23 protein-coding genes and 1 pseudogene are annotated in these 24,593 nt (G+C 65.6%); 12 read left to right on the forward strand and 12 right to left on the reverse strand.

The annotated features are described in order from the left end of the window. Positions 1 to 8: 8 nt before the first annotated feature. The 5 genes from rpsR to RMCN_RS10330 all read left to right on the forward strand — a co-directional run bounded on the left by rpsR (position 9) and on the right by RMCN_RS10330 (position 4,612). Positions 9 to 263, forward strand: coding sequence for a 30S ribosomal protein S18 (gene rpsR, locus RMCN_RS10310; protein WP_064402259.1), 255 nt, complete (start codon positions 9 to 11; stop codon positions 261 to 263). A gap of 13 nt (positions 264 to 276) precedes the next feature. Further along, entirely contained in the window at positions 277 to 735 is a 459-nt protein-coding gene (rplI, locus tag RMCN_RS10315) for a 50S ribosomal protein L9 (protein ID WP_064346100.1), read from the forward strand. Between the two features lie 482 nt (positions 736 to 1,217). Continuing rightward, positions 1,218 to 2,600 (forward strand): replicative DNA helicase, encoded by a 1,383-nt coding sequence (gene dnaB, locus RMCN_RS10320; RefSeq protein WP_067388974.1) that lies wholly within the window; start codon positions 1,218 to 1,220, stop codon positions 2,598 to 2,600. A 130-nt stretch (positions 2,601 to 2,730) separates the two neighbouring features. After that, positions 2,731 to 4,074, forward strand: a complete 1,344-nt coding sequence (locus RMCN_RS10325) for an LAGLIDADG family homing endonuclease (RefSeq protein ID WP_084377330.1) — start codon at positions 2,731 to 2,733, stop codon at positions 4,072 to 4,074. A gap of 280 nt (positions 4,075 to 4,354) precedes the next feature. Next, positions 4,355 to 4,612, forward strand: coding sequence for a DUF3297 family protein (locus RMCN_RS10330; protein ID WP_067388885.1), 258 nt, complete (start codon positions 4,355 to 4,357; stop codon positions 4,610 to 4,612). A gap of 340 nt (positions 4,613 to 4,952) precedes the next feature. On the opposite strand, the gene RMCN_RS10335 is transcribed toward RMCN_RS10330, so the two are convergent. The 3 genes from RMCN_RS10335 to RMCN_RS31020 all read right to left on the reverse strand — a co-directional run bounded on the left by RMCN_RS10335 (position 4,953) and on the right by RMCN_RS31020 (position 6,947). Next, positions 4,953 to 5,780 carry an SDR family NAD(P)-dependent oxidoreductase gene (locus RMCN_RS10335; protein WP_064414579.1) on the reverse strand — a complete coding sequence of 276 codons (828 nt, stop codon included), beginning with the start codon at positions 5,778 to 5,780 and terminating at the stop codon, positions 4,953 to 4,955. Positions 5,781 to 5,859: 79 nt separating this feature from the next. Beyond that, a complete protein-coding gene (locus RMCN_RS10340) occupies positions 5,860 to 6,429 on the reverse strand; it encodes a methyltransferase (RefSeq protein WP_165604429.1) in 570 nt (189 codons plus the stop codon). Beyond that, on the reverse strand, positions 6,318 to 6,947 hold the full coding sequence (locus RMCN_RS31020; RefSeq protein ID WP_165604430.1) for a methyltransferase family protein: 630 nt from the start codon (positions 6,945 to 6,947) through the stop codon (positions 6,318 to 6,320). The genes RMCN_RS10340 and RMCN_RS31020 overlap by 112 nt, the downstream gene beginning before the upstream one ends. A gap of 277 nt (positions 6,948 to 7,224) precedes the next feature. Here RMCN_RS31020 and arr point away from each other — a divergent pair, with 277 nt between their 5' ends. Further along, positions 7,225 to 7,686, forward strand: a complete 462-nt coding sequence (gene arr / locus RMCN_RS10350) for an NAD(+)--rifampin ADP-ribosyltransferase (protein ID WP_409366049.1) — start codon at positions 7,225 to 7,227, stop codon at positions 7,684 to 7,686. 136 nt (positions 7,687 to 7,822) lie between these two features. Here arr and RMCN_RS10355 read toward each other — a convergent pair whose 3' ends face one another. Continuing rightward, positions 7,823 to 8,290 carry a DUF4262 domain-containing protein gene (locus tag RMCN_RS10355; RefSeq protein WP_064414575.1) on the reverse strand — a complete coding sequence of 156 codons (468 nt, stop codon included), beginning with the start codon at positions 8,288 to 8,290 and terminating at the stop codon, positions 7,823 to 7,825. 297 nt (positions 8,291 to 8,587) lie between these two features. Between RMCN_RS10355 and RMCN_RS10360 the strand changes: the two genes are divergently transcribed. Beyond that, positions 8,588 to 9,718: a coiled-coil domain-containing protein gene (locus RMCN_RS10360; RefSeq protein WP_067388891.1), complete on the forward strand. Its 1,131-nt coding sequence runs from the start codon at positions 8,588 to 8,590 to the stop codon at positions 9,716 to 9,718. A 12-nt stretch (positions 9,719 to 9,730) separates the two neighbouring features. Here the strand turns inward: RMCN_RS10360 and RMCN_RS10365 are convergent, their stop codons facing one another. The 3 genes and pseudogenes from RMCN_RS10365 to RMCN_RS32095 form a co-directional block, all read right to left on the reverse strand. Beyond that, complete coding sequence (locus RMCN_RS10365; RefSeq protein WP_067388893.1) at positions 9,731 to 10,501, reverse strand: DUF1906 domain-containing protein; 771 nt, start codon at positions 10,499 to 10,501, stop codon at positions 9,731 to 9,733. A 130-nt stretch (positions 10,502 to 10,631) separates the two neighbouring features. After that, entirely contained in the window at positions 10,632 to 10,844 is a 213-nt protein-coding gene (locus RMCN_RS31025) for a hypothetical protein (protein WP_067388895.1), read from the reverse strand. A gap of 58 nt (positions 10,845 to 10,902) precedes the next feature. Beyond that, positions 10,903 to 11,328, reverse strand: a pseudogene (locus RMCN_RS32095) (LLM class flavin-dependent oxidoreductase); the annotation flags it as partial. 376 nt (positions 11,329 to 11,704) lie between these two features. Between RMCN_RS32095 and RMCN_RS10375 the strand changes: the two are divergent. Beyond that, positions 11,705 to 12,238, forward strand: coding sequence for a TetR-like C-terminal domain-containing protein (locus tag RMCN_RS10375; RefSeq protein ID WP_084377336.1), 534 nt, complete (start codon positions 11,705 to 11,707; stop codon positions 12,236 to 12,238). Positions 12,239 to 12,273: 35 nt separating this feature from the next. On the opposite strand, the gene RMCN_RS10380 is transcribed toward RMCN_RS10375, so the two are convergent. The 3 genes from RMCN_RS10380 to RMCN_RS10390 all read right to left on the reverse strand — a co-directional run bounded on the left by RMCN_RS10380 (position 12,274) and on the right by RMCN_RS10390 (position 18,030). Beyond that, positions 12,274 to 14,412, reverse strand: a complete 2,139-nt coding sequence (locus RMCN_RS10380) for a DNA gyrase subunit A (RefSeq protein WP_067388899.1) — start codon at positions 14,410 to 14,412, stop codon at positions 12,274 to 12,276. Positions 14,413 to 14,421: 9 nt separating this feature from the next. Then, on the reverse strand, positions 14,422 to 16,455 hold the full coding sequence (locus tag RMCN_RS10385; protein WP_067388900.1) for a toprim domain-containing protein: 2,034 nt from the start codon (positions 16,453 to 16,455) through the stop codon (positions 14,422 to 14,424). 171 nt (positions 16,456 to 16,626) lie between these two features. Next, a complete protein-coding gene (locus RMCN_RS10390; protein ID WP_084377348.1) occupies positions 16,627 to 18,030 on the reverse strand; it encodes an IS110 family RNA-guided transposase in 1,404 nt (467 codons plus the stop codon). A 263-nt stretch (positions 18,031 to 18,293) separates the two neighbouring features. Here RMCN_RS10390 and RMCN_RS10395 point away from each other — a divergent pair, with 263 nt between their 5' ends. The 4 genes from RMCN_RS10395 (at position 18,294) to RMCN_RS10410 (ending at position 21,961) form a co-directional block, all read left to right on the forward strand. Beyond that, positions 18,294 to 19,592, forward strand: a complete 1,299-nt coding sequence (locus tag RMCN_RS10395) for a DUF2786 domain-containing protein (protein ID WP_067388903.1) — start codon at positions 18,294 to 18,296, stop codon at positions 19,590 to 19,592. 86 nt (positions 19,593 to 19,678) lie between these two features. Next, positions 19,679 to 21,067, forward strand: a complete 1,389-nt coding sequence (locus tag RMCN_RS10400) for an oxygenase MpaB family protein (RefSeq protein ID WP_064414567.1) — start codon at positions 19,679 to 19,681, stop codon at positions 21,065 to 21,067. A gap of 76 nt (positions 21,068 to 21,143) precedes the next feature. Continuing rightward, positions 21,144 to 21,470, forward strand: a complete 327-nt coding sequence (locus RMCN_RS10405; RefSeq protein WP_064414566.1) for an ArsR/SmtB family transcription factor — start codon at positions 21,144 to 21,146, stop codon at positions 21,468 to 21,470. A 2-nt stretch (positions 21,471 to 21,472) separates the two neighbouring features. Next, on the forward strand, positions 21,473 to 21,961 hold the full coding sequence (locus RMCN_RS10410) for an SRPBCC family protein (RefSeq protein ID WP_064414565.1): 489 nt from the start codon (positions 21,473 to 21,475) through the stop codon (positions 21,959 to 21,961). Here the strand turns inward: RMCN_RS10410 and RMCN_RS10415 are convergent. Further along, positions 21,930 to 23,183 carry an MFS transporter gene (locus RMCN_RS10415; RefSeq protein ID WP_067388905.1) on the reverse strand — a complete coding sequence of 418 codons (1,254 nt, stop codon included), beginning with the start codon at positions 23,181 to 23,183 and terminating at the stop codon, positions 21,930 to 21,932. The genes RMCN_RS10410 and RMCN_RS10415 overlap by 32 nt on opposite strands. Further along, entirely contained in the window at positions 23,167 to 24,468 is a 1,302-nt protein-coding gene (locus RMCN_RS10420; RefSeq protein WP_067388907.1) for an FAD-dependent oxidoreductase, read from the reverse strand. Before RMCN_RS10420 ends, RMCN_RS10415 begins: the two co-directional genes overlap by 17 nt. Positions 24,469 to 24,593 lie beyond the last annotated feature (125 nt).

The following is a 24,593-nucleotide window of genomic DNA, read 5'->3' on the forward strand; positions in this document are numbered from 1 at the left end:
AAAGACACATGGCCAAGGCCACCAAGCGTCGGCCGGCTCCCGAGAAGCCGGTCAAGACCCGCAAGTGCGTGTTCTGCTCCAAGAAGGGGCAGACCATCGATTACAAGGACACGGCGCTGCTGCGCACGTACATCAGCGAGCGCGGCAAGATCCGTGCCCGCCGCGTCACCGGCAATTGTGTTCAGCACCAGCGTGACATCGCGATCGCGGTGAAGAATGCGCGCGAGGTTGCGCTGCTGCCGTTCACCTCGTCGACGCGATAGGCAGGACGGAAAGATGAAACTGATTCTCACCGCCGACGTCGAACATCTCGGCGTCCAGGGCGACATCGTCGAGGTCAAAGACGGCTACGCGCGTAACTACCTGGTGCCCCGCCGGCTGGCGGTCGTTGCATCGCGCGGCGCGGAGCGCCAGGCCGAAGAGATTCGTCGGGCCCGCGAGCAGAAGGCCATCCAGGGCCGCGAGCACGCCGTCGAGTTGAAGGCCGCGATCGAGAACCTCGGTCCGGTGCAGCTGTCGGTGAAGGCGGCGTCCGACAGCGGCAAGCTGTTCGGCTCGGTGACGACGGCCGACGTGGTCGCGGCGATCAAGAGCGCCGGCGGCCCGAATCTGGACAAGCGCACCGTCCAGTTGCCCAAGGCACACATCAAGTCGACGGGCACGCATCCGGTCGCGGTTCGGCTCCATCCGGAGATTGCCGCGACGGTTTCGCTGGAAGTTGTAGCCGGGCAGTAACCACAGCGTCAAATACGGCCGGGTGAAGACGTGATCGATCTTCACCCGGCCGTTGCTGTGTGCGCGAGCGAACTTCGCGCGGCGGATAGCCGTAGCGAAGATAACCCGCCGTTAACCTGGACGGTCCCTGGCGGCAATACAACACGCCCGAGTCGGCAACCTGACACGACACGCCGAGGCATTTGTCATCCACAAGATCGCAGACGGTTTATGGTGCGGCTATCTGCGCAGATGCAGTGAGCGAAGTGGTTGATTAACAGGTTCTCCCCAACGACTCAACATGGCTGTCCAGACCTATCCACACCCCATCCACAGGTCTATGAACAGGGCCGGGTTGCGCCCCCGCCAGCAACGTCTAGCGTAAGCCGTCGGCGGGGCGGATCCAGAGCCGCGAAAGCGGTTTGTCGGATGTCTGGCTTACAGTCGCGATTAGCGGGTATCGAACTTGCGTTCGATAGTGAATAAAGGGGGTGACGCGCTACGTGGCCGTCGTGGACGACCTTGGTCATCACGGGATGGACACCCCGCCGCCGAGCGAGGACTTCGGGCGTCAGCCCCCTCAGGACCAGGCTGCCGAGCAGGCGGTGCTCGGCGGGATGCTGCTGAGCAAGGACGCCATCGCCGACGTGCTCGAGAAGCTGCGCCCGGGGGACTTCTACCGTCCTGCGCACCAGAACGTCTACGACGCGATCCTCGACCTCTACGGCCGCGGTGAGCCGGCCGATGCGGTGACGGTGGCCGCCGAGCTGGACCGGCGCGGGCTGCTGCGCCGCATCGGCGGGGCGCCGTATCTGCACACGTTGATCTCGACGGTGCCGACGGCCGCAAATGCCGGGTTCTATGCAGGCATCGTCGCGGAGAAGGCGCTGCTGCGGCGGCTGGTCGAGGCGGGCACGCGTGTCGTCCAGTACGGCTACGCGGGGGCCGAGGGCGCCGACGTCAACGAGATCGTCGACCGCGCGCAGTCGGAGATCTACGACGTCACCGAGCGGCGCACGGCCGAGGACTTCGTGCCGCTGGAAGAACTGCTGCAGCCGACGATGGACGAGATCGACGCGATCGCATCGCAGGGCGGCATCGCGCGCGGTGTGCCGACGGGCTTCGTCGAACTCGACGAGGTGACCAACGGCCTGCATCCGGGGCAGATGATCATCATCGCGGCGCGGCCGGGTGTCGGGAAGTCAACGCTCGGTTTGGATTTCATGCGGTCCTGCTCAATCAAGCACCAGATGCCCAGCGTCATCTTCTCGCTGGAGATGAGCAAGTCCGAGATCGTGATGCGGCTGTTGTCGGCCGAGGCGAAAATTAAGCTGGCCGATATGCGATCGGGCCGGATGAGTGACGACGACTGGACGCGGCTGGCCCGCCGGATGAGCGAGATCAGCGAAGCCCCGTTGTTTATCGATGACTCGCCGAATCTGACGATGATGGAGATCCGTGCGAAGGCGCGGCGGCTGAGTCAGAAGGCCGGCTTGCGGCTGATCGTCGTCGACTACATGCAGCTGATGACATCGGGCAAGAAGTACGAATCGCGCCAGCAGGAAGTGTCGGACTTCTCGCGAAGCCTCAAGCTGATGGCCAAGGAACTCGACGTTCCGGTGGTGGCGATCAGCCAGCTGAACCGTGGACCGGAACAGCGCACGGACAAGAAGCCGATGGTGTCGGATCTTCGCGAGTCGGGCAGCCTGGAACAGGATGCGGATATGGTCATCCTTCTGCACAGGCCGGATGCGTTCGAGCGTGACGACCCGCGTGGTGGCGAGGCGGACCTGATCCTCGGCAAGCACCGTAACGGCCCCACGAAGACGATTACCGTTGCGCACCAACTGCATTTGTCGCGATTCGCCAACATGGCCAAGCAATAAACCTGGCCGACACCGCCATTACGATCCCCGCCCGCCACGCGTGCTACTGGTGTTCCAAGGGTCCAACACTGTTCGTAAGAGGCTAAGCGCGCTGGCGGAAGCTGTCGGTGGGCCGAGGTAGCTTCGATTCATGCCAGCTGTCGATGGGGATGCCGAATCCGGTTGTGCCAGTGGGGCCGGGGACCGACCATGGGATCTGCAATTGCGGGTGACAAGGGCGGATAACGGCTATGACACTCCCCTGGAAGAGCTTGTGTATACGGGGGAAAGATCGATCCTGTGGTCAGTCGATGAAAGGATGCGTCTCGTCAAACGGCGCCTGAGTGGATCGATCTCAACTGGCAGGTGTGAGGCCTCGAGCATCAGATTGTCGTCGGGGAGAGCTCTAGAAGTCAGTTCGTCGCTGTCTGTTCGCAAGCTCACAGGTTGGTCGCCGATAGCCGAATTGGCGGTGGGCGACAGGATCGCGGCAGTACGTCGCCTCCCGCAGCCTGAGCAGACCACCCGCATGCACGATTCCGAGGTGATCTTATTGGCGCACATGATCGGTGATGGGTCCTGCGTGAAACGGCAACCGATCCGATACGCGTCCATCGACGAGGCGAACCTTATGGCGGTTACCATCGCAGCGGCGCACTTCGGCGTGACGGCGATCCGCGACGATTACGCTGCAGCTCGTGCTACCACCTTGCGCCTTCCTTCCCCGTATCGCTTAGCTCGCGGCAAGCGAAACCCGATCGCTGAGTGGTTGGACACTCTCGGCCTGTTTGGTTTACGAAGTTACGAGAAGTTTGTTCCTGCTGCGGTATTCGCACTACCGGACGAGCAGGTCGCCTTGTTCCTACGTCATCTCTGGGCGACCGACGGGTCGGTGCGGTGGGATTCGAAGACCGCGCAGGGGAGGGTGTACTACGCGTCCACAAGTCGCCGGCTGATCGATGATGTATTGCAGTTGCTTCTTCGCATAGGCGTGCAAGGGAGGATCACTCGAACAAGCAAGGGAGGCTACCGTGATTGCTGGCACCTGACGATCGACAGGGCCGCCAATCAGGTCGCCTTCCTCAACAAGGTGGGAGTTCACGGCGAGCGGGGCGTCAAAGCAAAGGAGGTTGTGGCTCAGCTGCTTGGACGCGTGCGACGACCAGGCACAGACACCATTCCCGTCGAGGTCTGGGGCCACGTCAAAAGCCTTCTGAAAGAACGGAACTGGTCCGATCAGCAATTTGCGGTCGCCACCAATACCAGGTTCGATGGGCCGATGATGTGGACCCATGCGCCAGGGAGATCGCGGCTGCATCGGATATCCAACGTCCTCGATGATTCAGTGCTCCATGACCTGGCGACCAACGACGTCTACTGGGACAAGGTCGCCGAGATCACGAGCCTCGGGTCTCACGACATTGCTGACCTGAGCGGTACCCAGGACTATCCGGTTGTAGTGCGGGGCGTATTGGTGCAACCTTTGGGCGACTGAATCGGCGCGTGCGGGCGATGTAGCACGCAGTAGGCGGACCTGCCGGAGCAGTGCTGGGGGACGAAGGACACCGCTACCGTTGCGCATCAGCTACACCTGTCGGGATAGACATATTCGGGTGTTATCGGCTAACTGCCCGCGGGGTCTACCGCAAGATCCGGTGACAGCTTGGCCTGCCAGTGTCACCTATTCCATCCAGCGGACCCCAGTACGGCTGGATCGCGTAAATTCCTTGCCAGAGAAACGCAAGCACCTGACGCCGTATAAAACGAGAGCCATCATGCCCGAAGATTCAAAAGCAGACGTTCCACCGAACCACCTCTCCATCGATCCGCGCAGCGCCTTCTACAACGAAGAGGTGCTTCGCCGCGACGTGGGTATTCGCTTCAATGGCGTTGAGAAGACCAACGTTCACGAATACAACGTGGCCGAGGGTTGGGTGCGTGCCGAAATCCCGACCGCGAAGGATCGCCGCGGGAATCCCATGGTCGTCAAGCTCAACGGCACGGTTGAACCTTATTTCCGCTCAACGGAGTAGCGGACCTCGCGAAGCGAGCAACGCCACCCCTCGAGCAATCCCCGTGCCCTGGCCCACGCTCCCCGAGAGCACATGACGGACCACCCTAGGGCGCGAGTATGGCCAGACTCGAAGCACGGCGAGCGGGTATCAGAGCCGCGGCGCGAGCGGCAGTTCGGCTCGCCGCTGAAATGGCGGCGCTTGGCGGGCCGATCTTGTCCTCGACTCTGCGAGCCAGCAGCGCGATGTCGCCGCCGGCCGCATCTACCACGCAATCAGCAGGCGTTTTTGGGACTCTCGTTAACTTCATGGGAGAGGACGGCCTTGCGGCCGTGCGAAATCTCCGTGTGGAACCGTGGAGCTACCGCTGAGACCTATCGAGCATTTCGTAAGTGTGCTGCCACAGCACCTTTCGTAGCTCTACATCATCGGCGGCGCGGTGCGTCTTAGCGACCCGTCGTTTGCGGAAGTGCTCGCCCGAAGGCCAATCAACACCAGGGGCTGAGTCCGCCAACCATACGAGGGTGTCTGCGCCCTGCTCGGGGGTGCGTAAGAGCTTCCGCAAGGGCGAGTGGAAGACGGCGCGCATGACCGCCGTCGAATCGTTGGCGAAGTTTGACGCCACCGACCCCGGTTCGAAGGATGCCGCGGCGAGCCCGGCCGATCGATACCTGCGGTGAAGTTCGCGGGTGAACAACACATTCGCGAGCTTGGTTTCCGAATAGGCATGCAATGGACGAAACCGCTTCTCCCCGTTCAGATCAGCGACGTGCAGCTGCACCAAACGCGCGGCACTGCTCGATGTAGCGATCACAGCCGCCTTGGATTCGATCAAACGATCCAGGAGAAGACGTGTGAGCAGAGCGGGCGCCAAGTGATTCACTTGGAGAGTGCGTTCGTAACCATCACGGGTCAGCTGACGCGCGCCGCTGAGTTGAAGTCCGGCGTTGTTGCACAGCACATCGATCTTGTCGTAGCGGTTCAAAAGCTCTGCCGCCAGACCGCGGACGTCGTCCAGACTGTCGAAATCACAGCAGTGATGCGGTGCCCCGACTTCGGCCGCTACTGCCTCAGTCTTCTCCCGGGATCGCCCGACGATGACCGTCGTGTGTCCACGAGAAGCCAGCACCTGGGCCGCAGCACGCCCGACCCCGTCGCTCGCGCCCGTGATGACGATCGTCTTGCCCACGGCCTCGACGATACGTCGACCACGAAGGGCGCAGGACTGTCTAACTCGGCGGTCGGTCCAGCGATATGGGCTGCACCCTTCACGCCTTCTCGGCCTCGATGAGGTCGTGCGGGACGACCGAGAACGTCCGGCCGGTCGGCCTCAGACCGGCGCCGGTGAGGAGGGCCGACAATTCGGCGAGCGAACGCAGACGTCCGCCGTCTCGTTGGGTCAACGTGTGCAGATCGAGAAGCGGCGAAAACGGGTTCGGGCGATTGGGTTCCTGAAGGTATTCGACCACCACCAGCTTGCTCCCTCGGGGCATGCTCGCCGCCACCGCGGCAAGAATCTCTGCGCAGCGTTCGTCGTCCCAGTCGTGCAGCACATCCTTGAGCAGATAGACGTCAGCGGTGGCGCTGATGGTGCCGAAGATGTCGCCCTCGACACGGTCGATGCGATCAGCCAGGCCGCGCTCGGCGAGGAAACTTTCGGCTTCGGCGATCATCCCTGCACTGTCGACCAATATCCCGCGCAGGTTCGCGCGCGATTCCGCCACGATCACCGACAGCAGCGTGCCGATGCCGCCGGCGACATCGCACACCACAGCACCGTCCGGCCACGGGTAGACCCGCGCGATGGCGCGGGCGCTGATCTCGGTGGCTTGCCGCATCGTCGACGCGAAGAGCGTTGCTCGTCGGGATGGGCGGCGAACCACTCCCATACCGACATCCCGTGTACGAGCTCGAAAGCGCTTCGGCCGCTTCGCACACTGGCGGCAAGGCCGCCCCATGCATCCACGGTCGACCGCATCCCCTTGTAGCGCATCCACGCCCGCAGCGAAGAAGGATGGTCGCTGCGCAGCACCGCCCCGGTGCGGGTCAGCTTCACCGCGCCCGTGCGGTGATCCATCGTGCAAAGGCCGCATCCGACCGCGCCGCGCAGCAGGCGGTGAGTGGTGTCTTCATCGCAGTCAATTCGGGCGGCGATCTCGTGCGCGCTCTTCGGCCCATCGGCGAGCACATCGGCGATCCCGAGTTCGGCGATGGTTGCGGCGATCTGGACACCGCCGACGCCTTCGCCGAGATCCAGCATCGCGATCTGAGGCGGCACCAAAAGGTCGGCGAGCTGTTTGAGTCTGCGTCGCAGAGCCAGCGTGGCCAGCACTACGGGCAGTGGCGTCGACGGCATCCGTGCAGGTTAGCCATCCAGGCGGATTCTCAATCCCGCTTTCTAGCGTCACCGCGGGAGGGAAACACACAGGTGCCCCCGCGGGCAGTTCGGCGGATGCACTGCCGGGCGTCTGCTCGGCGGCATTGCGAAAGCTGTTCTCTCAAAAGGAGATTCGGACCGACACGACCGACCGAGAGCCTTCGGTGAGATCCCGGGATCCGCACTCCGCAGAATCGCTCTCACCTCCAGGATAAGGCCTGATAGGGGGCTTGTGGCAAGGCCCGGGTGGTGCTGCATGCTGGGATGTCTCAGCAGTACGTCCGAAGGACTTCAGGTGTCCAAACAGATTGATGACGGCCCGTTCTTCCACGGCACGATCGCGAAGCTGAGTGTCGGTGAGTTCCTCACCGCGGGGCATCGATCAAACTACCGTCCCGAGATCGTGATGAACCACATCTACTTCACCGCTCTCGTTGAGGGAGCCGGCCTTGCCGCGGAGATCGCCGCGGAACTCGCCGAGGGGCAAGCACTTCCGAGGGTGTACGAAGTAGAGCCGACCGGAGAGTTCGAGAATGACCCGAACGTGACGGACAAGAAGTTCCCCGGCAACCCGACTCGGTCCTACCGCAGTACAGCCCCACTGCGGATCGTCGGCGAGATCACTGAGTGGACGCGACTGACCCCTGAACAGTTGCAGACGTGGCGCCACCGACTGTCTGCGCTTCTCTCAAACGACGATGCGGAGATCCTGAACTGAGAAGACCGCCGTCACCACTTTCTACGTCGCCGCACCAAGCCCTCGGCCGCTCACCGACGTCCTGCACGCCGGCGCTGCGCTGCGCGGTACCTGCTCGTACGCCGCTACTTCGATTCGAATCGGGTAGCCGGCCAACCTACGTCTGCCGAGCGCGCACGCCCAACACTGGCTGGCGGCGGCCGCCGGCGTTGAACTCCGGGCACCAGGGGGAGTGGCCGCGCTCATCGAGCCACGCGATCTGCAGGGCCCGCACGTCGGGTCCGTACAGTTCCACCGCCAGACACATATGCACGTCTGGTTGCGCGACCGCGACGAACTCGGCGCGCCAGCCGTCGGGCAACTCCATCGTGTCGCCGGGTGCCGGCACCCGGGAGCGGATCATGTAGTCGGCCACCGTGTTGAGCACCCTCGCCGCTTGCCGGGGTGCCAACGCGGTCACCAACAGCTCCGGCAGCCCGGCTCCGTGCAGCCCGATGGTGTAGGCGAACGGGGTCGGCTCGTCCTCGACGTATTGCACGGCCCAGCCGTGCTCAGAAATCTTTCGTCGGAGCACGTCGTGGTAGTCGGCACGGGTGGCCTCCGGGTGATCGCATTGCCAGCACATCTTGGCTCCTTTCCGTCGCTGCCCTCACCTTCCTCTCGAGGTCCGACAACCTGCCTGCGTGTCGACTTGCTGTAACCGCCAGACCCGCAAGGCGGTCATCGCCGTCGGCGGCGTCCACGAGCCGCGCAGCCATCGCGCTGACGATGCCGGTGCTCGAGAAGTGGCGGGCCTTCAGGAAGGAAGCGGCGTCAGATTGACCGACGAGTAGACATCGTCGGTGTGAGTTCATAACCTGTCCGAGACAAAACGTGGCCGGACCGGGATGGGTCCCTGCAACGAAGGATCGTGACAATCCGAATGGGTCGGGTGCGCCGTTTACTCCCGCGGATGGCGGGCGGCGTCGCAACCGCAGTCCTGGCGCTGGCTCTGTCACTGGCAGGCCACGTGGTGGCAGACCCGGCGGATGACGCACTGGCCAAACTCAACGAGTTGTCGGCTCAGGCGCTGGAGACCCGCGAGGCCGTCACCGCCGCCCAACACGATGTCGACTCACGAATGGCTGCCCAGAAGGCGGCCGAAGACCGCCACCGCACCGACCTTGATGCCCTCGCAGCCGCGAACTCCCAGCTAGCGCCGTACCAGGCGGCAGTCGACCGCATCGCGGCGATGGACTACATGAGTGGCCGCAACGGCCAGGCAGCGGCGCTGCTGACCGCATCCTCGCCGCAGCAATTGCTCGACAAGCTGACGCTGCAGCGGGTGGTCGGCGCCACGACGGCTGAGCAGATGAAGGCGTTCCACGCCGCACGCGAGCGCGCCCAGACCGCCGCCCAGGCTTCCGAAAAGTCGGCAGCGGACGCCCGCGCCGCGGCCGAGCAGGCCGCTGCGGTCCGCGCGGACCTGCAGGCCAAATGGAATGACCTGCTGCGCAAGATCGCCGCCGCCGAGGCGCAGTACGCGGCGTTGACACCGCAGCAGCAAGCGGTCATCGACAACGCGGTCCCGCCACCAGCAGCGCCCCCGCCCCCGCCGCCCGCTGCGCCCGCACCGCCGGACCCGGCGATACTCGCGATGCCCGGCCAGCCGCCCGTCGACCCCGCTCAAGCCCTGGCTGCCGCGCGCGTCGACGTCCCGGAGGCACTGCCCGTCGGTGTCGCGAACGAGGCCGGGCTACAGGTCAACACCGTCCTTGCCGCCCGGGCGATCAGCGCGAAATATCCTCAGATCGCCGACATCGACGGCGTTCGGCCCGACTCGAAGCCGTGGCATCCGAGCGGCCTGGCGATCGACGTGATGATCCCCAATCCCGAGAGCGCCGAGGGCATCGCCCTCGGTGACGCGATCCGTGACTTCATGCTGAGCAACGCGAGCCGATTCGGGCTCCAAGACGTCATCTGGCGCGGCACCTACTACACGCCCAGCGGTCCGGCGGGCTCAGGTTACGGCCACTACGACCACGTGCACGTCACCACGACGCCGCGCCGCTGACCGCGACAACGGTCACGGGTGCAGATTCCACTGGCCGCAGTCCTGGGCCAGCACGTCGTTGACGTCGACGCGGATGCCACCGACCACCGGCCCCGGGTTCGACGCGGTGTCGATGATGCGCTGGTAGAGCACCGCGCCGGGGTAGATCTGACCGTTGGACCAGGACCGGGTCTGCCAGGCCCACACCTTGCCGGGCGAGGTCGACCTGCCGATGACGCCGTCGGCCGCGGCCCACTGGCACGTCCTGATACCGCCGTAGACCCCGGTGCGCAGCGCGCCGATCACCGAATTGATTCCGCGAAACCAGGGCAGCGCGACGTTGTTCCACGTCTCGCGGTCGATGTCGTCGTCGACGCTGAAGAAGATCGGCGCAGTGCGACCGCCACCCGCTGCGGTGTGCAGGTGCCAGGCCGTGCGCGCGTCGGCGACGCCGCCGGCATACCCGCGCGTGAAGTCCGACGGTGCCGTCCCGCCCGGCTTGCCGTACTGGTAGTTGCTGACGATCACCAGACCGGCTGCGGCCAGCGATTTCGCGTAGGGCAGCGTGATCGGCTTGGCGCCGAAGGACGAGCCCGGTCGTGAGGTCGAGACGTAGTTGATGACGCCCGAGTGGCCGGCGGCCCGGATGTCCTGCGCCGGAATCTGGCGCATCGCATAGTCGATCAGCGTGGGGCGCGCCGCCTCGGCCCTCGGCGCATGCGTACCCGCCGAAGCCGCACCGAGTCCGGCCAGTGCCGACACCGTGGCGGCGTAGCGCAGTGCGTCACGCCGGGATAACTGCACCGCGCGATGTTATCTATGAGACGCCTGTGATTAGGGAGCCACGCGGGGTCGATATCAATTTTTGATGCCGCACCGGTACGGGCGGGTGCGGCGCCATCATGTGCCCCCGTCACCGACACCGAGCGCCGGATCAGATACCAAGCACCTCGCGTGCGCGGTCGATTTCGTTTGGGTCGGTGGTCGACGGGATGAGCCTGAGCTCGTCGAGTCCCGCCTCTCGTGCACCGTTGACGGCGGCAAGAAGGCCGGCCGCTCCGCAGTTCATTGTCCCCGTGCCCGGAGTGGTCAAGTAGGAGACGTCTTCTCCGACGGTGCCGACTTCTTCGTCCCAGAAGTCCTTCACGTGCTCCCTTCGGGCCGATCACGCCGGCGACAAGCGGAATGCCGTCGCTCTGGACGGGCGCGGGCCCTACGGGAAAGTGTCCGTCGATGGGCGGCTCCTGGGCCCACACGCGGCGCATCGCAGCGACGGCCTCGTCCATTCGTTGCCGCTTTCGGTCAAGCGGGCTGTCGGCTGCGAGGTAATCCTCGTCCCAGGCGCCGATGCCGATCCCGAGCGTCAAGCGTCCGTCCGATAGGACGTCGATCGTCGCCAAGTCCTTGGCGAACAGGACGGGGTTTCGCATGGGGAGTGCGACGACGTCGGTCCAGAGTCGGACGCGCTCCGTCATCGCAGCCGCGGCGGCAAGCTGCGGGACGACTGACCAGCTGTAGGGGTAAACGATTCGTTCGTAGGTGACGAGCCCGTCCCACGGGCCCTCGTCTATCTTCCGATACCACGCAAGCTCCGTCTCGCGTCCGTGCGGGAACAGTGTCGGAAGACCCATGGAGATCTTCAACCCGAGATCAGAGCTCAACGTGGCACCTCGGTAGGCGTGGGGCAGAGCGGAATCCGACTACTAAGCGGCGCAGCGCTATCCGTGGCATATGCAGCATTCCTTTACTGAACCAGCGATCGACAGCAGGCATAATAGCAACAGTATGTTCAATTAAGCTCGCGTGTCTCGGGGATCGGAAGGCCGCCCGGCGCTGGCGCGGTCTAATGGGACACCGACGGCGAGGAGGCTCGATGAAACCGACAGCGCGCAACGCCAGCGTCGGTCCAGCTGCAAGGGACCAAGGATCGTGAGCTCGTCAACGCACCGCAGTGCGGCGAATCATGCAGTCAGACAACGCGTTCGCCCTGGCGGACGCAGCGAGCGTGTGCGTGAATCGGTGATGCGCGTATGTCTGGAGTTGTTGACCGAAGGCAAGGTGGAGCTTCCGATCGCGGAGGTGGCGGTACGGTCGGGGGTGAACAGGGGCACGATCTATCGGTGGTGGCCCACCTCGGGGGCACTGCTGGACGAAGCTCTCGTATTTCACGCGCGTCATCGCACCGACACCCCGGACACCGGCGCGTGGGAGAGCGATGTCCGGACCCTGATCACCGAGTTGGCCTCGCTCGCAGCCGATCCCGTGGAGCGAGCAATCATGGCCACGATGATCTCGGGGCGGTACCCGTCGTTGAACGACTCCATGATGGGCTGGTTTCGAAACGACCTCTCGCAATGGTTCGGGATGGTCGAGCGAGGTATGGATCGCGGCGAGGTGAGCGCTGACGTGGATTCGGCGGTCGTGCTGCGCATGATGCTGGCACCCGCGGTGTCGGTCTCCCTCTTCGACGGACGAGCGATGACACCCGACGAGATCGATTCCCTGGTGACGTTGGTGTGTCGAGCTACGGCAGCGCGGTAGGGATCCGGTCAACCGTAAAGCGAAGCGAACTTCGGCTAGCCGGCCGGCGTCACATCCAGGCCCGAGCCCTTGATCGACGCCTTGGCACGGTTTTCCGCGCGCACGGCCCTCTTCCCGCGCACGAACCCCGTCGCCGAGATCGACGCCGCAAGCAGCGCGCTCTCACCCTTGACGAATGGATGGAACCCGACGCCGGCGCCGCCGCGGCCCTTCACCGGGATGTCGGCGACTTCGGTGACCTTCCAGCTCTTTTCCGCCAGCGACAGGATGGCCTCGACGTTGGCGCACGAGACGGGCAGCGCGGCGATGACCTCGTCGTCGGCGCCGGCCAACTTCACCCCGGCCACGCCGTTGCCGGCCACGCCCTGCGGATTCACCGCCGCCGGGTCGATGCGCAGAATCTTTCCGCGTCGCGTCACCAGCGCCAGGTGGTACCCCTCGGGTAGCACACCCGAGCACACGAGGCCGGTGATGTCCGGCGCGACGGGAATCTCGCGGACCTTGTACGGCAGCCCTCCACCGGAGGTGAACTTCACCCGGCCGTCGGTCCACACCGCCCACCCCAATCCGGAGGTGAGCAGCTCGCCGTGGCGGTCGGAGAAGACGCCGCGGTCGTCGAGCCGCCAGGACGCGTTCACCTTGCGCTCCCGGGGTCCGTCGTCGCCTCCGCCCGACGTGACCGGCGTGGCGTCGAAGTCGAGCACGGTGCGGCGGTCGAATTCGGGGCCCTTGAACAGTTTTGCCGTCTCGACCAATTCCTTGTCGATCACCGACTTCCGCGCCTCCGGATCCGACACCAGCTCGGTGAGTTGGGCGAATTCGGCGTCCAGTCGTTCGGCCTCGGCCTGTAGTTCGATGACGTCGAGTTTGGTCAGGCGGCGTAGTTGCAACGCCAACACGTAGTCGGCCTGAACGGCGTCGATCTTGAACCGGTCCTGCAGACCCTGTCGGGCTTCGTCGACGGTGTCGGAGCCGCGGATCACCGCCACCGCGGCGTCGATGTCGAGGTGGATGGTCATCAGGCCGGCCACCAGATGACGGCGGGCGGTGACCTTCTCCAGCCGGTACTCACTGCGGTGCAGCACCACCGAATCACGGAGGGAGAGAAACGCTTTGATCAACTCGCGCACCGACCACCACCGCGGCACCCGGTTCTCGTCGAGCGCGACGAGGCTGGCGGCGAAGGTCCCTTCCAAAGGCGTCAGAGCCAGCAGCTGATCGCGGATCTGTTCGGCGCTGTGGCCACGTTTGGCGGTGACGACGATCCGCAGCCCGTTGCGGCGGTCGGTCAGATCGGACATGTCCGCCACACCGGGCAGCTCACCGGACTCCACCAGGGCCCGAATCCGTTCCTGCACCGTGTTACTCGCGACGCCCGGCGGCAACTCGGTGATGACGACATTCTTCCCGTCCACCGACAGCGTGCCGCGCACGGTGAACTGGCCTCGCCCGGTGGTGATGTACTCCCGTAGGCCGGCGGTACCGACCACCGTGGCACCGCAACCCCAGTCCGGGCCCGGGATCAACTTGACCAGGCGGTCGTCGGTCATGTTCGGCGTCTTCAACAGCGCCCGGCAGGCGGCCATGATCTCGCGCGGATTGTGGGCGGGCACCTTGGTGGCCCACCCCTCGGCGATGCCGACGGCACCGTTGCACAACAACACCGGCCACTGGGCAGGCAGCACCGTCGGCTCGATCCATTCGCCGTCGAAGGTCGAGACCATCGGCACGGCGTGACTGTCCAGCTCGGCGGTCAGCGCGGCGCCGGGAGCCGACAACCGCATCTCGGTGTAGCGGTCGGCGGCGGGGATATCACCCTGAATACGCGGGAACGCGCCTTGCCCGTCAATGACTTTCACGCGCTGGAACTCGGCGGCCATCAGCGCGGCCGCACCGTACATCGACGTACCGCCGTGCGGGTGCAGGTTGCCGGTGACGGCCGAGCAGACCTTGGAGGACTTCTGCGGCTTGTTGCCGGGCGTCAGCTTCGAATCGTGCATCTGGTACAGCAGGCGACGCTGACCCGGCTTGAGTCCGTCGTAGGCCGAGGGGATCGCGCGGTCGCTGACGCTGTAGAGCGCGAAGGTGAGTTGGTAGCGGTTCCAGTAATCGTCGGCGCTCTGGTCGAGGACCAGGTCCGGATTCTGCTCTGGAACGTCCAAGGTGGCGGTCACGTGGCTCTCCTAGTCGAGATCGAGGGAATTGGTGTCGACGCGGGCGGCGATCTCGGCCATCCACGTGCGACGACCCTCGGGCGGTCCGCCGAACAACGTGTGGTGCAACTTCTTTTCTCCGTCGTCGGGCAGGACACGAATCACGGTGCGCCGCTGGGGATCGAGCACGGTGTTCCAGAAGTCGTCGGCGTCCATCTCGCCGAGGCCCTTGTTGCGCTGCACCTCGACCCTGCCCTTCGAGGCGGCCTTCATCTTGGCCACCGCCGCGTCGCGCTCGGACTCGTCCTGACAGTAGATCCGCTCGCTGGCGGTCTTGACGACGAACAGCGGCGGCAGGGTCACATAGACCATCCCGGCCTCGACGAGCGGACGGTAGAAGTCGAGAAACATCGAGATCAGGCTGGAGTTGATGTTGCCGCCGTCGGGATCGGCGTCGGAGGCGAACAGGATCCGGTCGTATCGGCACAACTCGGGGTCGCAGTTGTCCCGCACACCGCAGCCCAGGATGCGCTCGATGGAGTCGAACTCGTCTTTGGACCGCGCCTTGCTCAAGGCAAACCCATATACGTTGGGCGGCTTGCCTTTCAGCGGGAATGCCGCCTGGAAGGTGGCGTCGCGGGCGGCCTTGATGGTGCCCAGAGCCGAATCACCCTCGCACAGGAACAACTCGGCGCCCGACCCGCGGCCGGTCTCGCGGCTGGGAAGCAGCTTGGGCGGCAGCGAAAGATTGGTACCCAGCCCCTTGGCCTTCGAGGCCGCGCGCGAGCGGGCCTTCGCTCCCTCCGCGCTGCGCCGTGCCCGCGCCGACTCCAGCGCCAGCTTCGTCCACAGGGTCACCGCGTCGCCGTTGGCCGGATTGGCCGCCCACACCGTGACGCTGCGCGCCACATCCGGGGCCATCGCCACGTTCAGCGACCGCGACGACACCGCGGTCTTGGCTTGTGAGTCCCAGGAGACATCGGGTGCACGGGTGTCGACAGCGAGTGCGGTGACGGCGGCGAAATCCTGTGGCTCGGGGCCTTCTTCGCCCTTGGCCAGGCCGAGATCCCGCATGCGCGACGCACGATCGGCCAGGGCTTCGGACAGCCCCTTCATCGCGGCGGTGAGATGTGATCCGCCGCCGGGGGTTCGTACCGTGTTGCAGAACGCGGCCACCGTCGCCGGTTCGGCCGGGCCCGCGGTCAGGGACCAGCGGAACGGTGTAGGGCCGCGCCCGGTGGTGTACTCGCCGCGACCCTCGACCGCGGCGCGGATGTCGGGCGCCGGAGTGCCCGCGGCGGTGCACATGAGGTTCAGCAGCGTGTCGGTGCCCCACGGGCCGCCGAATGGTTCAAGCAACGCCGGCGGCACCTGCTCGCCGGGCCAACCCTCGTCGACCACAACCAGGTGAACACCGGGGGACATCCGGGCCGCGGCATGCGCCCGCAGCAGCACTTCGCCGATGTCGATGCTGGTGTCCGGGACCACCGCCGGGTCGAACAGGATACGGACGGTGGTGCCTTGCATGGCGGGCTTGCGATTGCCGGCGCCCCGCAACTTCTGTGCGTCGGATCGAGTGAACGGGGCGTCGGGATCGAACTCCTTGCCCTCGAAGGTTCCCGGGTAGCCGCGCCCGAAGCTCTGCACATAGGTCTTACCGGCCCGGTGCACTGTCACGTCGGTGCGCGCGGAGATGAACACCGCTGCGGCCGCGCCGATTCCGTTGAGACCGGCGCCGGTGCTCGCGGCATCGATATGGGCGTCGAACTTCCCGCCGGCCCGCGCGGTGCCGAGCGTCTTGACGATGCCGTTCTTTCCTGTCGCCGGATCGGTGTCGACGGGCAGGCCGCGGCCGTCGTCGGCGACGCTGACCGAGCCGTCGGCGTGCAGGGTGATCGTCACGGTCGATCCACCGTTGCCGGAGTCGGCGACCTCCTCGATCGCGTTGTCGATCAACTCACGCAGCGCGGTGTTGAGCACGTCGAGTCCGAGGTTCACCGCCGGCCGCAGGCGCGTGTGCTGGACATCATCGAGTTCGGTGATGTCGGCGGCGGTGTAACTCACTGCGGGTCCTTTGTGTCGATGCCGAATTGGGGGCCGCAGGAATCGTAGACGCGGGGATCGACATCTCCGCGGAACCTGGGTGCCTGCGGCGATAACGGTGTCGACACAGCGAGGTGAAGACTGCCTCGAACGAATCGACGCGCCTGCCGCAGAGTGAGTTCCTAACGAAGGTCAAGCCACTTGTGGGTTTGTCGTAGGGTTGCGTTTAGCGGGCTGGGATGTTGGAGCGCTTGGCGACTTCTGTGACTCCTGGCCCGCCTTCTTGCGTCGCTCGCGCATGAGTTTGTGGCGGACGTGATCGCGTTGGCGGGGATCGAGTCGGTAGCGCTGTTTGACGATGGCGCGGCCTTGGGATTCGGTGACCGCGGTGCCGTCGACGTCACGCAGCTGGTAGGGCTGTCCGGTGCGCATGCAGGTGGCGATGCGGGTGATCAGCATGGTGGCCAGATGGCAGATCGCTGAGTCGTGGTGGCGGTTTCCGGCCATCAGTCGGTGGTACTTGGCGGCAAACTGGGGATCGACTTTGCGTGCCTGATCAGCTGCGGTGTAAAGCATTTCGCGTAGCAGCGGATCGCCTGCCTTGGTGATCGACGACTCGGTTTTAGCCACCCCGGATTGGCTGACCTTCGGGATTAGTCCGGTGTAGGCGCGGATCGCAGCCAGCGAGGTGAAACGGTGCGGGTCACCGATCCGCCCGGCAATGACCGCGCTGATGGTGGGACCGACCCCGGGTGCGGACGCAACGATCCCATGCGGGTCGGCGTCGGCGTAGAGGTTGGCGATGCGCTCATCGATCTCTTTGATCTGACGGGTCAAAAACAGTGCTTGTTCGGCTTCGTGGGCGATGTCGGCGGCCAGTTCGGCGAAGTCCATCCCATCGGTGCCGTCGACATTCCACAGGAGCAGGGTTTCTTTGGCCGCCGCGATCAGACCGACGGCATGCCCGTCGCGCCAGTTGCCGCGCGAGCGTGTGGCCAAGAACCTGGCCAGCCTGGCTTGGCCGAGCCGGATCACCGCGTGCGGATCGGCGTAACGGGCCAAAAATTGCAGCGCGGCGTTGCCGTAATTGGAGCCCAGCACTGCATACCAGGCCGGTCCCAACAGCTCGATGAGGGAATCGAGACGGGCATAGACCGCGGTGCGGCGCTTGACCATCGTGGAACGCTGCTTGGTCAGCCGCCGTAACGGATCAGCTGGGCCTTGCCCGGTGTAGGGACGCAATCCTTCCGGGTGCAGCAACGGCAGCCGGGCCAAAAGCTCCGAGTCGATCCGATCGTTTTTGGCATGTTTGGAGTAGTACCTACGTAAGTCAGCCGACTGCGTGGTCGGCACCATCACCACCGTTGCGCCGCGCCGGCGAAACCACTCGCCGATCACGATCCAGGCGTTTCTGGTGGGCTCGACCACCACCGTCAGCTCAGCGGGATCCTGGGCACCCACATCGGCCCACACCCGCTCCAGGTCCTCGGGGCGGGTCAAGAACTTCCGGCCCCGCCACACCGTTTTGCCGTCACGAGCCAGCGTCGCCTGGTGCGCAGCCCGGACCGCGACGTCGATCCCCAACGTCAATGCCACCACAAAACCCTCCTGCCACTAGCGCTTTCAGATGACCAGGTGACGGGGCGCCGCGGCCACGGCCCAGACATTCTCTAAGCAGGAGTCCACACCCACGGGCTGGCTCCAAGTTCCCGAACAAGGACACCGCACGACCAGACACCAAAGTCCACGGGAGGCCGTTCAAATCTCAGGGATCACCACGTGTCCCAGTCGGACCCTCGGACCTGCCCGTGAACTCACACAGAGGCTAAATGTCGGACCCCTACGGAAGACTTCGACGCATGGGGAGACGTAACCGCGAGAAGCGGGCAGCCAAACAGAGGAACCGGCGCCGGGCGACGCCCAAACAGGAGCGCGTCGGGTCATTCGATCCGGGACCGGACCGCGCACTCCTCCTCGAACACCTTGTCGTCGCATTGAGCACGGCCGCTTCGGGCCCTCCCGAGCACCTGCCGCGTCGTGCCACCGAACTGCTGCGCGAGTTCCGGGACCTCGCGCACGAACTCGACGTCGCCGCTGACCTCGCCGTGAACGAGGCCATCAGCGCGGCATGGAAGCACGGTTGGCAACCGTCCGATCTGCATGAAATCGGGCGCCGCAAGCTGAAGCCGGCCGAGATCCATTACCTCGACGAGGCGATCGTCAATGAGTGTCGGCGGTACGCGGCCGCCACGTTGCACCCGGACTGGCGCGCCGATATCGCCAGGCTCTCGGCCACGGTCGGATCGAGTGCCCAGCCACCTCAGATGTGGCGGTGGGCCGCGGCGAATGCCGTCGACCAGCGCGACGCGCTGGCCGTGGTCCTCAAACTCCTGAACCTTCTCGGCCGCCTCCCGGCGCTGGAAACGATCTTGCCGCTGCCCGGTGAGTATCGGCCTACGGCAACGGCGGTGACCGTCACAGACGAAAAGGCGCTCGGCAAGGTGCGCGCTCTGCTGGCAAAAGCCGAAGCCACCGAGTACCCGGACGAGGCGGAGGCTCTTTCGGCCAAAGCCCAAGATCTGATGAGCAGGTATTCGCTGAACGAAGCGCTCGCCCGCCACGATCGAGGCCGCGAGCCCGCCGCGATCGCGCGCCGAATCTGGATCGAGAACCCGTACGCCGCGGCCAAGGTGACGCTGGTGCAAGTGGTGAGTCAGTCCAACCATTGCCGTGCAGTGTGGGCGGAGCGACTCGGGTTCGTGACCATCATCGGCTGCGAAACCGATCTCGATTTGGTCGAGTTGCTCACCACGTCGCTGCTTGTGCAAGCCAACCGAGCCATGCTGAGCGCTGGCCGCAGCGGAACCGCGCAAGCGCGTTCCAGGACGTTTCGCCAGTCTTTTCTCCTCGCGTACGCACAGCGCATCGGCGAGCGACTCGACAGCGCGAGCGCATCGGTCACCGAGGAAGTCAAGCGCGACGTTCGACTGCTTCCTGTGCTGGCGGCCAACAGTCGAGCGGCCGAAGAACTCGCTCATCAGCTGTTTCCGTCGACGGTGCCTCGCGCGGTCTCAGGGTCCAACGGTGCCGGCTGGGGCGCCGGACGTGCCGCGGCCGACATGGCAATGCTCGACACCCACGAGTCGATAGCGGGGTAGCGAGGGCGGAATCGGCATTCACATAAGCGGGGCCGTGCGATAACGTCGAAATCAGTGTCCTGTATTTATCAGATTGGATCTGCCCGATGACCGTGACCGGCGAACAGCAAGAGATCCTGCTCGAAGACGTCGAGTTCAACCGGCGGGATCATCCCGATCGGCCGCTGCGGCCCATCCCGCCCGGCCGCGACCACTTCGCGGACCAGTGGCGGCAGATGCGCGAGTTCATGTTCGGCGAGTGGATCGACATCGACAAAGAGGTCCAACCCAACGAACTCACGCGGCTACGCGACGACTACTTCTGGCAGGGCGACGAATACATCGTCGGCGTGGTCGACGCGTTCGAGCGCCTCGGCTACGAGAAGGGCCGCGCACTGTATGAACAGGCGCTGACCCAGGGCGTCGACACGCTCGAGGACCCGCCCCGGGAGTTCGTCGAATTCTTCGAGCACCTGGATCAGCTTCCGAGCCAGTTCGACCTCGAGGCCGCCGAACGCGGCCGCATGCTGGCGATGTCGGCCACTAGGACCGCCACCATGATCATCCAGGGGTGGGCGTTCTACGAGACCGCGATGACCGGAGACATCTCCGCCTCCACCGGCGCCACCGGTCGTTTCGCCGATGACGGCCCGCGGCGCTTCATCGAGACCGCACGGGTGTTCGCGGAGTTCACGCTGCCCGACATCTTCGACCGGCACTCGGAGGCCTTCCAGGATGTGGTGCGGGTGCGGTTGATGCACGGGCTGGCCAGTCGTGGTTTGCGCCGCAAATGGGGGGACGACGTCTACCTCAAGTTCGGCGAGCCCATTCCGGTGACGTCCCTGCTCGGGTTCGGCAGCGGGATGCTGCTCGGACGGCTCGTCGACCATGCCTTCGGGCGCAAGCTGACCAGCCAGCAGCTCGAGGACCTCGCCGAGTACTCGTCGTACTCCGGGCGGCTGTGGGGTGCGCCGGAGCGGCTCTATTCCCCGACCGGCCTGGAGCTGATCAAGTCGCTGAACTATGTCCTGGCCAGGGGCGGCAACCCGTCGCCGTGGCGAGCCGAACTCGTCGATGCGATCGCGGGTCCCGCGCACCTGACGACGCTGACCGAAACGCTTCCCGGCGTCGTCAAGAAGTTGGTGGCTCGGCACGCCAACCAGCTCACCGCAACCCTCGCGCTCGTCCCGGCGGGCGCGGTGTTCGGATACCAGCAGATCGAGGCGATGGTGGCCGGCAGCTTCTTCGAGCCGCTTGGCTACAACTACGAACGCCGGGTCCGGATCTTCAAGAAGGTCGCCAGGCTCAACGTCGGCATCGCGATCGTGGCCGACAAGCTGCCGTGGTCCAACCCCCTCCGCGAGCAGAGAAAAAAGACCGGTGCGGCCGCGCGTGAGCGGATCGCGATGCTGAACAAAATCGCCAAGGGCCGGCAGATTCCGCTGACGTACACCCACCACGACCGATCGACCAAGGGAGAGGGCTTCACCGGCTGAGTCGAGCGCGCTGCGCGACCGCACGAGCAAGCGTGACGGTTGACAACGTACAACCGATTGGTTGTATATTCTGACGGTGACCGACCAGGACGAGGACAGAGCGGACGCGTTCTTCCACGCCTTGGCCGACCGAACTCGGCGAGACATTCTTCGTCGGGTGCTGGCCGGCGAGCACTCGGTCACGGCGCTCGCGGCGCAGTACGACATGAGCTTCGCCGCGGTGCAAAAGCACGTCGCCGTGCTGGAGAAGGCGGGCCTGATCTCCAAGCGTCGTCAGGGGCGAGAGCAGCTGGCGAGTGGCGAGGTGGAGGCGGTGCGGTCAGTCGCCTCGATGCTCACCGAGCTCGAGGACGTCTGGCGAGGTCGCATCGCTCGCATTGACGAGCTACTCAGCGAGGAATAACCATGCCTGTCACCGACATCAGCAAGAACATCGACGAGCGCACCCTGACGATCACCGCGGAGTTCGCGGCGCCCGTCGAGCGCATTTGGCAGATCTACGCCGACCCGCGGCAGCTCGAGAAGATCTGGGGCCCACCGGGTTACCCGGCCACCGTGGTCGAGCATGCGCTCACCCCGGGTGGCACCGTCACCTACTACATGACCGGCCCCGACGGCGAGAAGTACGGAGGCTACTGGAAGGTCACGGCCGTCGACGAGCCGCGCAGCTTCAGTTTCGAAGACGGCTTCGCCGACGAAAATCTCAAACCCGCAACCGATATGCCGGTCGCGCACAGCGTCTACACCTTCGAGGCGATCGGCGACGGTTCCACCAGGGCCACCTACGTCAGCACGTACGAGTCGGCCGAAGGCCTGCAGAAGGTGCTCGAGATGGGCGTCGAAGAGGGCACGGCGCAGGCGATCAATCAGATCGACGAGCTACTCGCGAGCTGACGCCGGGCACGGTCACGATGCCGGAACCCTCTGTCGTCCCGCCGATCTTCGGCTGGAGTGTCGCGAATGTGCCGGCAGCGGCGGTGAGTCCGCCGACCACAACGGCCCACCCGCCGGCCCATCCGACATGCGCGGCGGTGCCGCCGACGATCAATGGACCTGAGGCGCGCCCGAGGGTCGCCCACCCCTGCAGCCGCGCATTCGCCGTCGCGAACTCGCTCAGCCGGACTCGTCGGGCCACAAGGAGTGGGCGAAGCATGCTGCTGGTTCCGGACGCGGCACCACAAACCAGTCCGCCCAGATACAGCCACGGTGACGCGGTCGACGCGAGCATGCTGATCAGCGCTACCGCGTGCAACGCCGCCGCTCCGGCGGCGAGCACTTCCGGTGGAAGCCTTCCGATCCGCCCCGCCAGCACAGCCCGTCCGGTGACCTTTCCGATTCCGCTTGACGCGAGCACGAATCCCGCGACATACGGGTCGACACCTCGGTGGCTCAACATTGCGACGACCAAAACCGTCGCGGCGACGGCACTCGCTTGTTCAAGCGTGTATGCCACACGCAGGCGCCGCATCGGGCGAGAACCAATCAGCAGGCGCGGTGCTGTCGGCGGGTTGCAGTGGGTCGGAATGTGCCGCGGCAGATACCGGGCGTGCAGCGCTGCGGTCACCACCCCGCCCGCGGCTCCGAGCACCGCGACGGCAGCACGCCACCCGAGCGTTTCGGCGAGGTACTGAGCCAAGGGCACGAACACGCTGCTGGCCAGCCCACCGGCCACCGTGACGGTGGCGATCCTTCGACGCATCCGGCTTGAATCCATCAGGGCGAGAACAGCGAATGTCGGTTCGTAGAGAGTGGCAGCCATGGCCGCGCCGATCAGCGCCCATGCGGCATAGAGCATCGCTATCGACGACGCGGACGCCCACAGCGTGGTCGCGACGATCATCAGCAGTGCGCCCCCGGTCATCGTCACCCGCGGTCCCAGCCTGGCCAACAACACGACGACGGCCCGCGCAGACATGCCCGCCACGAGGAGTCCGACCGAGAACGCGCAGCTGACCGCGGTGACACCCCAGCCCGGTTGGCGTGTCATGAGGGGCGCCACGGCGGCGAACGCGTAGTACAGCACTCCCCAGGAGATCAGCTGTGTGATGGCCAGCGCGGCCGTCGCCCGCCGGAGTTCCGGCGGGCCCGACCGTACTGCCTCAGCCGCAGCAGGCACTCGTCTCCGCCTCGGGTTGGGGAACCGCCGGCTCAGGCTGTGCCTTGAGGCCGCAGGTCGATCCGGATGTCGGAAGAACCAGCTCCACCCGGTTCGCGGCGTCGTCGTCGCCGGCGAGTGCGGCGACCACCGAACGGACCTGCTCATAGCCGGTCGCCAACAGCAGGTTGGGCGCACGGCCGTAACTCTTCGCTCCGACGGCGTAGAACCCCTGTTCGGGATGGGCGAGTTCGGCCGCCCCGTGCGGGGGCACCGAACCACACGAGTGGACGTTGGGGTCGATCAACCGGGCCAGCGCCCGCGTGCTCTCCACCCACGGGTCGAGGTCGAGGCGCACCTCGCGTAGGAAGTCGAAGTCGGGACGAAATCCCGTTGCCGCCACGATCTCGTCGAACGGTCCGGTTTCCCGGCCCTCGGGCGACACCAACACGATGCCCGACTCGTCGACGTCGGTTCGTTCGATGCGGAAACCCGTCAACAGCCGGACCTGACCCGAGGAGACCAACTGGTGCGCGTCGGCCCCGAGCTTGCCCCGCTCGGGTAGCCGCGCATCGACGTCGTTGCCGAAGACCCGCGTCTTTTCGCCTCTACGCACGACCCAGGTGATCGTGGTGCCGGGAGCCGACTCGGCCAGCAGGGCCAACTCGCGGATCACGTGCTTGGCCGAGTGTCCGCTTCCGACCACGGCGACCCGTCGGCCGGCGTAGCGATCGCGTTCGGTGCCGAGCACATCGGGAATTCCGTAGCTGATGCGCCGGGCCGCTTGGTCTTCGCCGATCGCCGGAATACCCTCGGCACCAATCGGATTCGGGGACCGCCAGGTTCCTGTCGCATCGATGACGGCGCGCACCGGTGTCCGCGTGTCACCGTGCGGGCCGCTCGTGGTGATGATGAACGGCCGGGCGCCGCGGTCGTCGTCGCGCAGCTTGTCCACACCCTGGCGGGTGACACCGACAACCCGGTGGCCGAGCCGCAGATGGGGCGCGATGGCATCCAGCCCCGCCAGCGGCGACAAATACTGCTCGACGATCTCGGCGCCGGTCGGGTACGCGGCCGGATCCGGCGAGTTCCACCCGTGACCCTTCAGCAGCCGTTGCGCGGCACGATCCATGTCGTAGCGCCACGGCGAGAACAGGCGCACGTGGCCCCAGCGTCGGACGCTGGCGCCGACGACTTCTCCCGCTTCGAAAACGACGAACGGCAGGCCGCGCTCGGCCAGGTGCGCGGCCGCGGCAAGCCCGACCGGACCGGCCCCGAGAACCGCGACGGGAAGCTGCTTCGACATGGTGTTCCTCCTTGTTGTGGGGTTCATGTGTTGTGACGGGTGAAAGCCCGTATGGACGCGATGAGTCGCGTGGGTGCATCCTTTGGCATGAGCCACCGTCTATAGAGGTGCCGGCCGCGTATTCC

Source organism: Mycolicibacterium novocastrense, from assembly GCF_001570485.1.
Taxonomy (GTDB): domain Bacteria; phylum Actinomycetota; class Actinomycetes; order Mycobacteriales; family Mycobacteriaceae; genus Mycobacterium; species Mycobacterium novocastrense.

Coding starts and splice junctions, on each gene's coding strand:
- rpsR (WP_064402259.1), top strand. CDS start 9: ATGGCCAAGGCCACCAAGCGTCGGCCGGCTCCCGAGAAGCCGGTCAAG.
- rplI (WP_064346100.1), top strand. CDS start 277: ATGAAACTGATTCTCACCGCCGACGTCGAACATCTCGGCGTCCAGGGC.
- RMCN_RS10325 (WP_084377330.1), top strand. CDS start 2,731: ATGCCAGCTGTCGATGGGGATGCCGAATCCGGTTGTGCCAGTGGGGCC.
- RMCN_RS10330 (WP_067388885.1), top strand. CDS start 4,355: ATGCCCGAAGATTCAAAAGCAGACGTTCCACCGAACCACCTCTCCATC.
- RMCN_RS10340 (WP_165604429.1), bottom strand. CDS start 6,429: ATGCGGCAAGCCACCGAGATCAGCGCCCGCGCCATCGCGCGGGTCTAC.
- RMCN_RS31020 (WP_165604430.1), bottom strand. CDS start 6,947: ATGCCGTCGACGCCACTGCCCGTAGTGCTGGCCACGCTGGCTCTGCGA.
- arr (WP_409366049.1), top strand. CDS start 7,225: ATGCTGGGATGTCTCAGCAGTACGTCCGAAGGACTTCAGGTGTCCAAA.
- RMCN_RS10355 (WP_064414575.1), bottom strand. CDS start 8,290: ATGTGCTGGCAATGCGATCACCCGGAGGCCACCCGTGCCGACTACCAC.
- RMCN_RS10360 (WP_067388891.1), top strand. CDS start 8,588: ATGGGTCGGGTGCGCCGTTTACTCCCGCGGATGGCGGGCGGCGTCGCA.
- RMCN_RS10395 (WP_067388903.1), top strand. CDS start 18,294: ATGGGGAGACGTAACCGCGAGAAGCGGGCAGCCAAACAGAGGAACCGG.
- RMCN_RS10400 (WP_064414567.1), top strand. CDS start 19,679: ATGACCGTGACCGGCGAACAGCAAGAGATCCTGCTCGAAGACGTCGAG.
- RMCN_RS10410 (WP_064414565.1), top strand. CDS start 21,473: ATGCCTGTCACCGACATCAGCAAGAACATCGACGAGCGCACCCTGACG.
- RMCN_RS10420 (WP_067388907.1), bottom strand. CDS start 24,468: ATGTCGAAGCAGCTTCCCGTCGCGGTTCTCGGGGCCGGTCCGGTCGGG.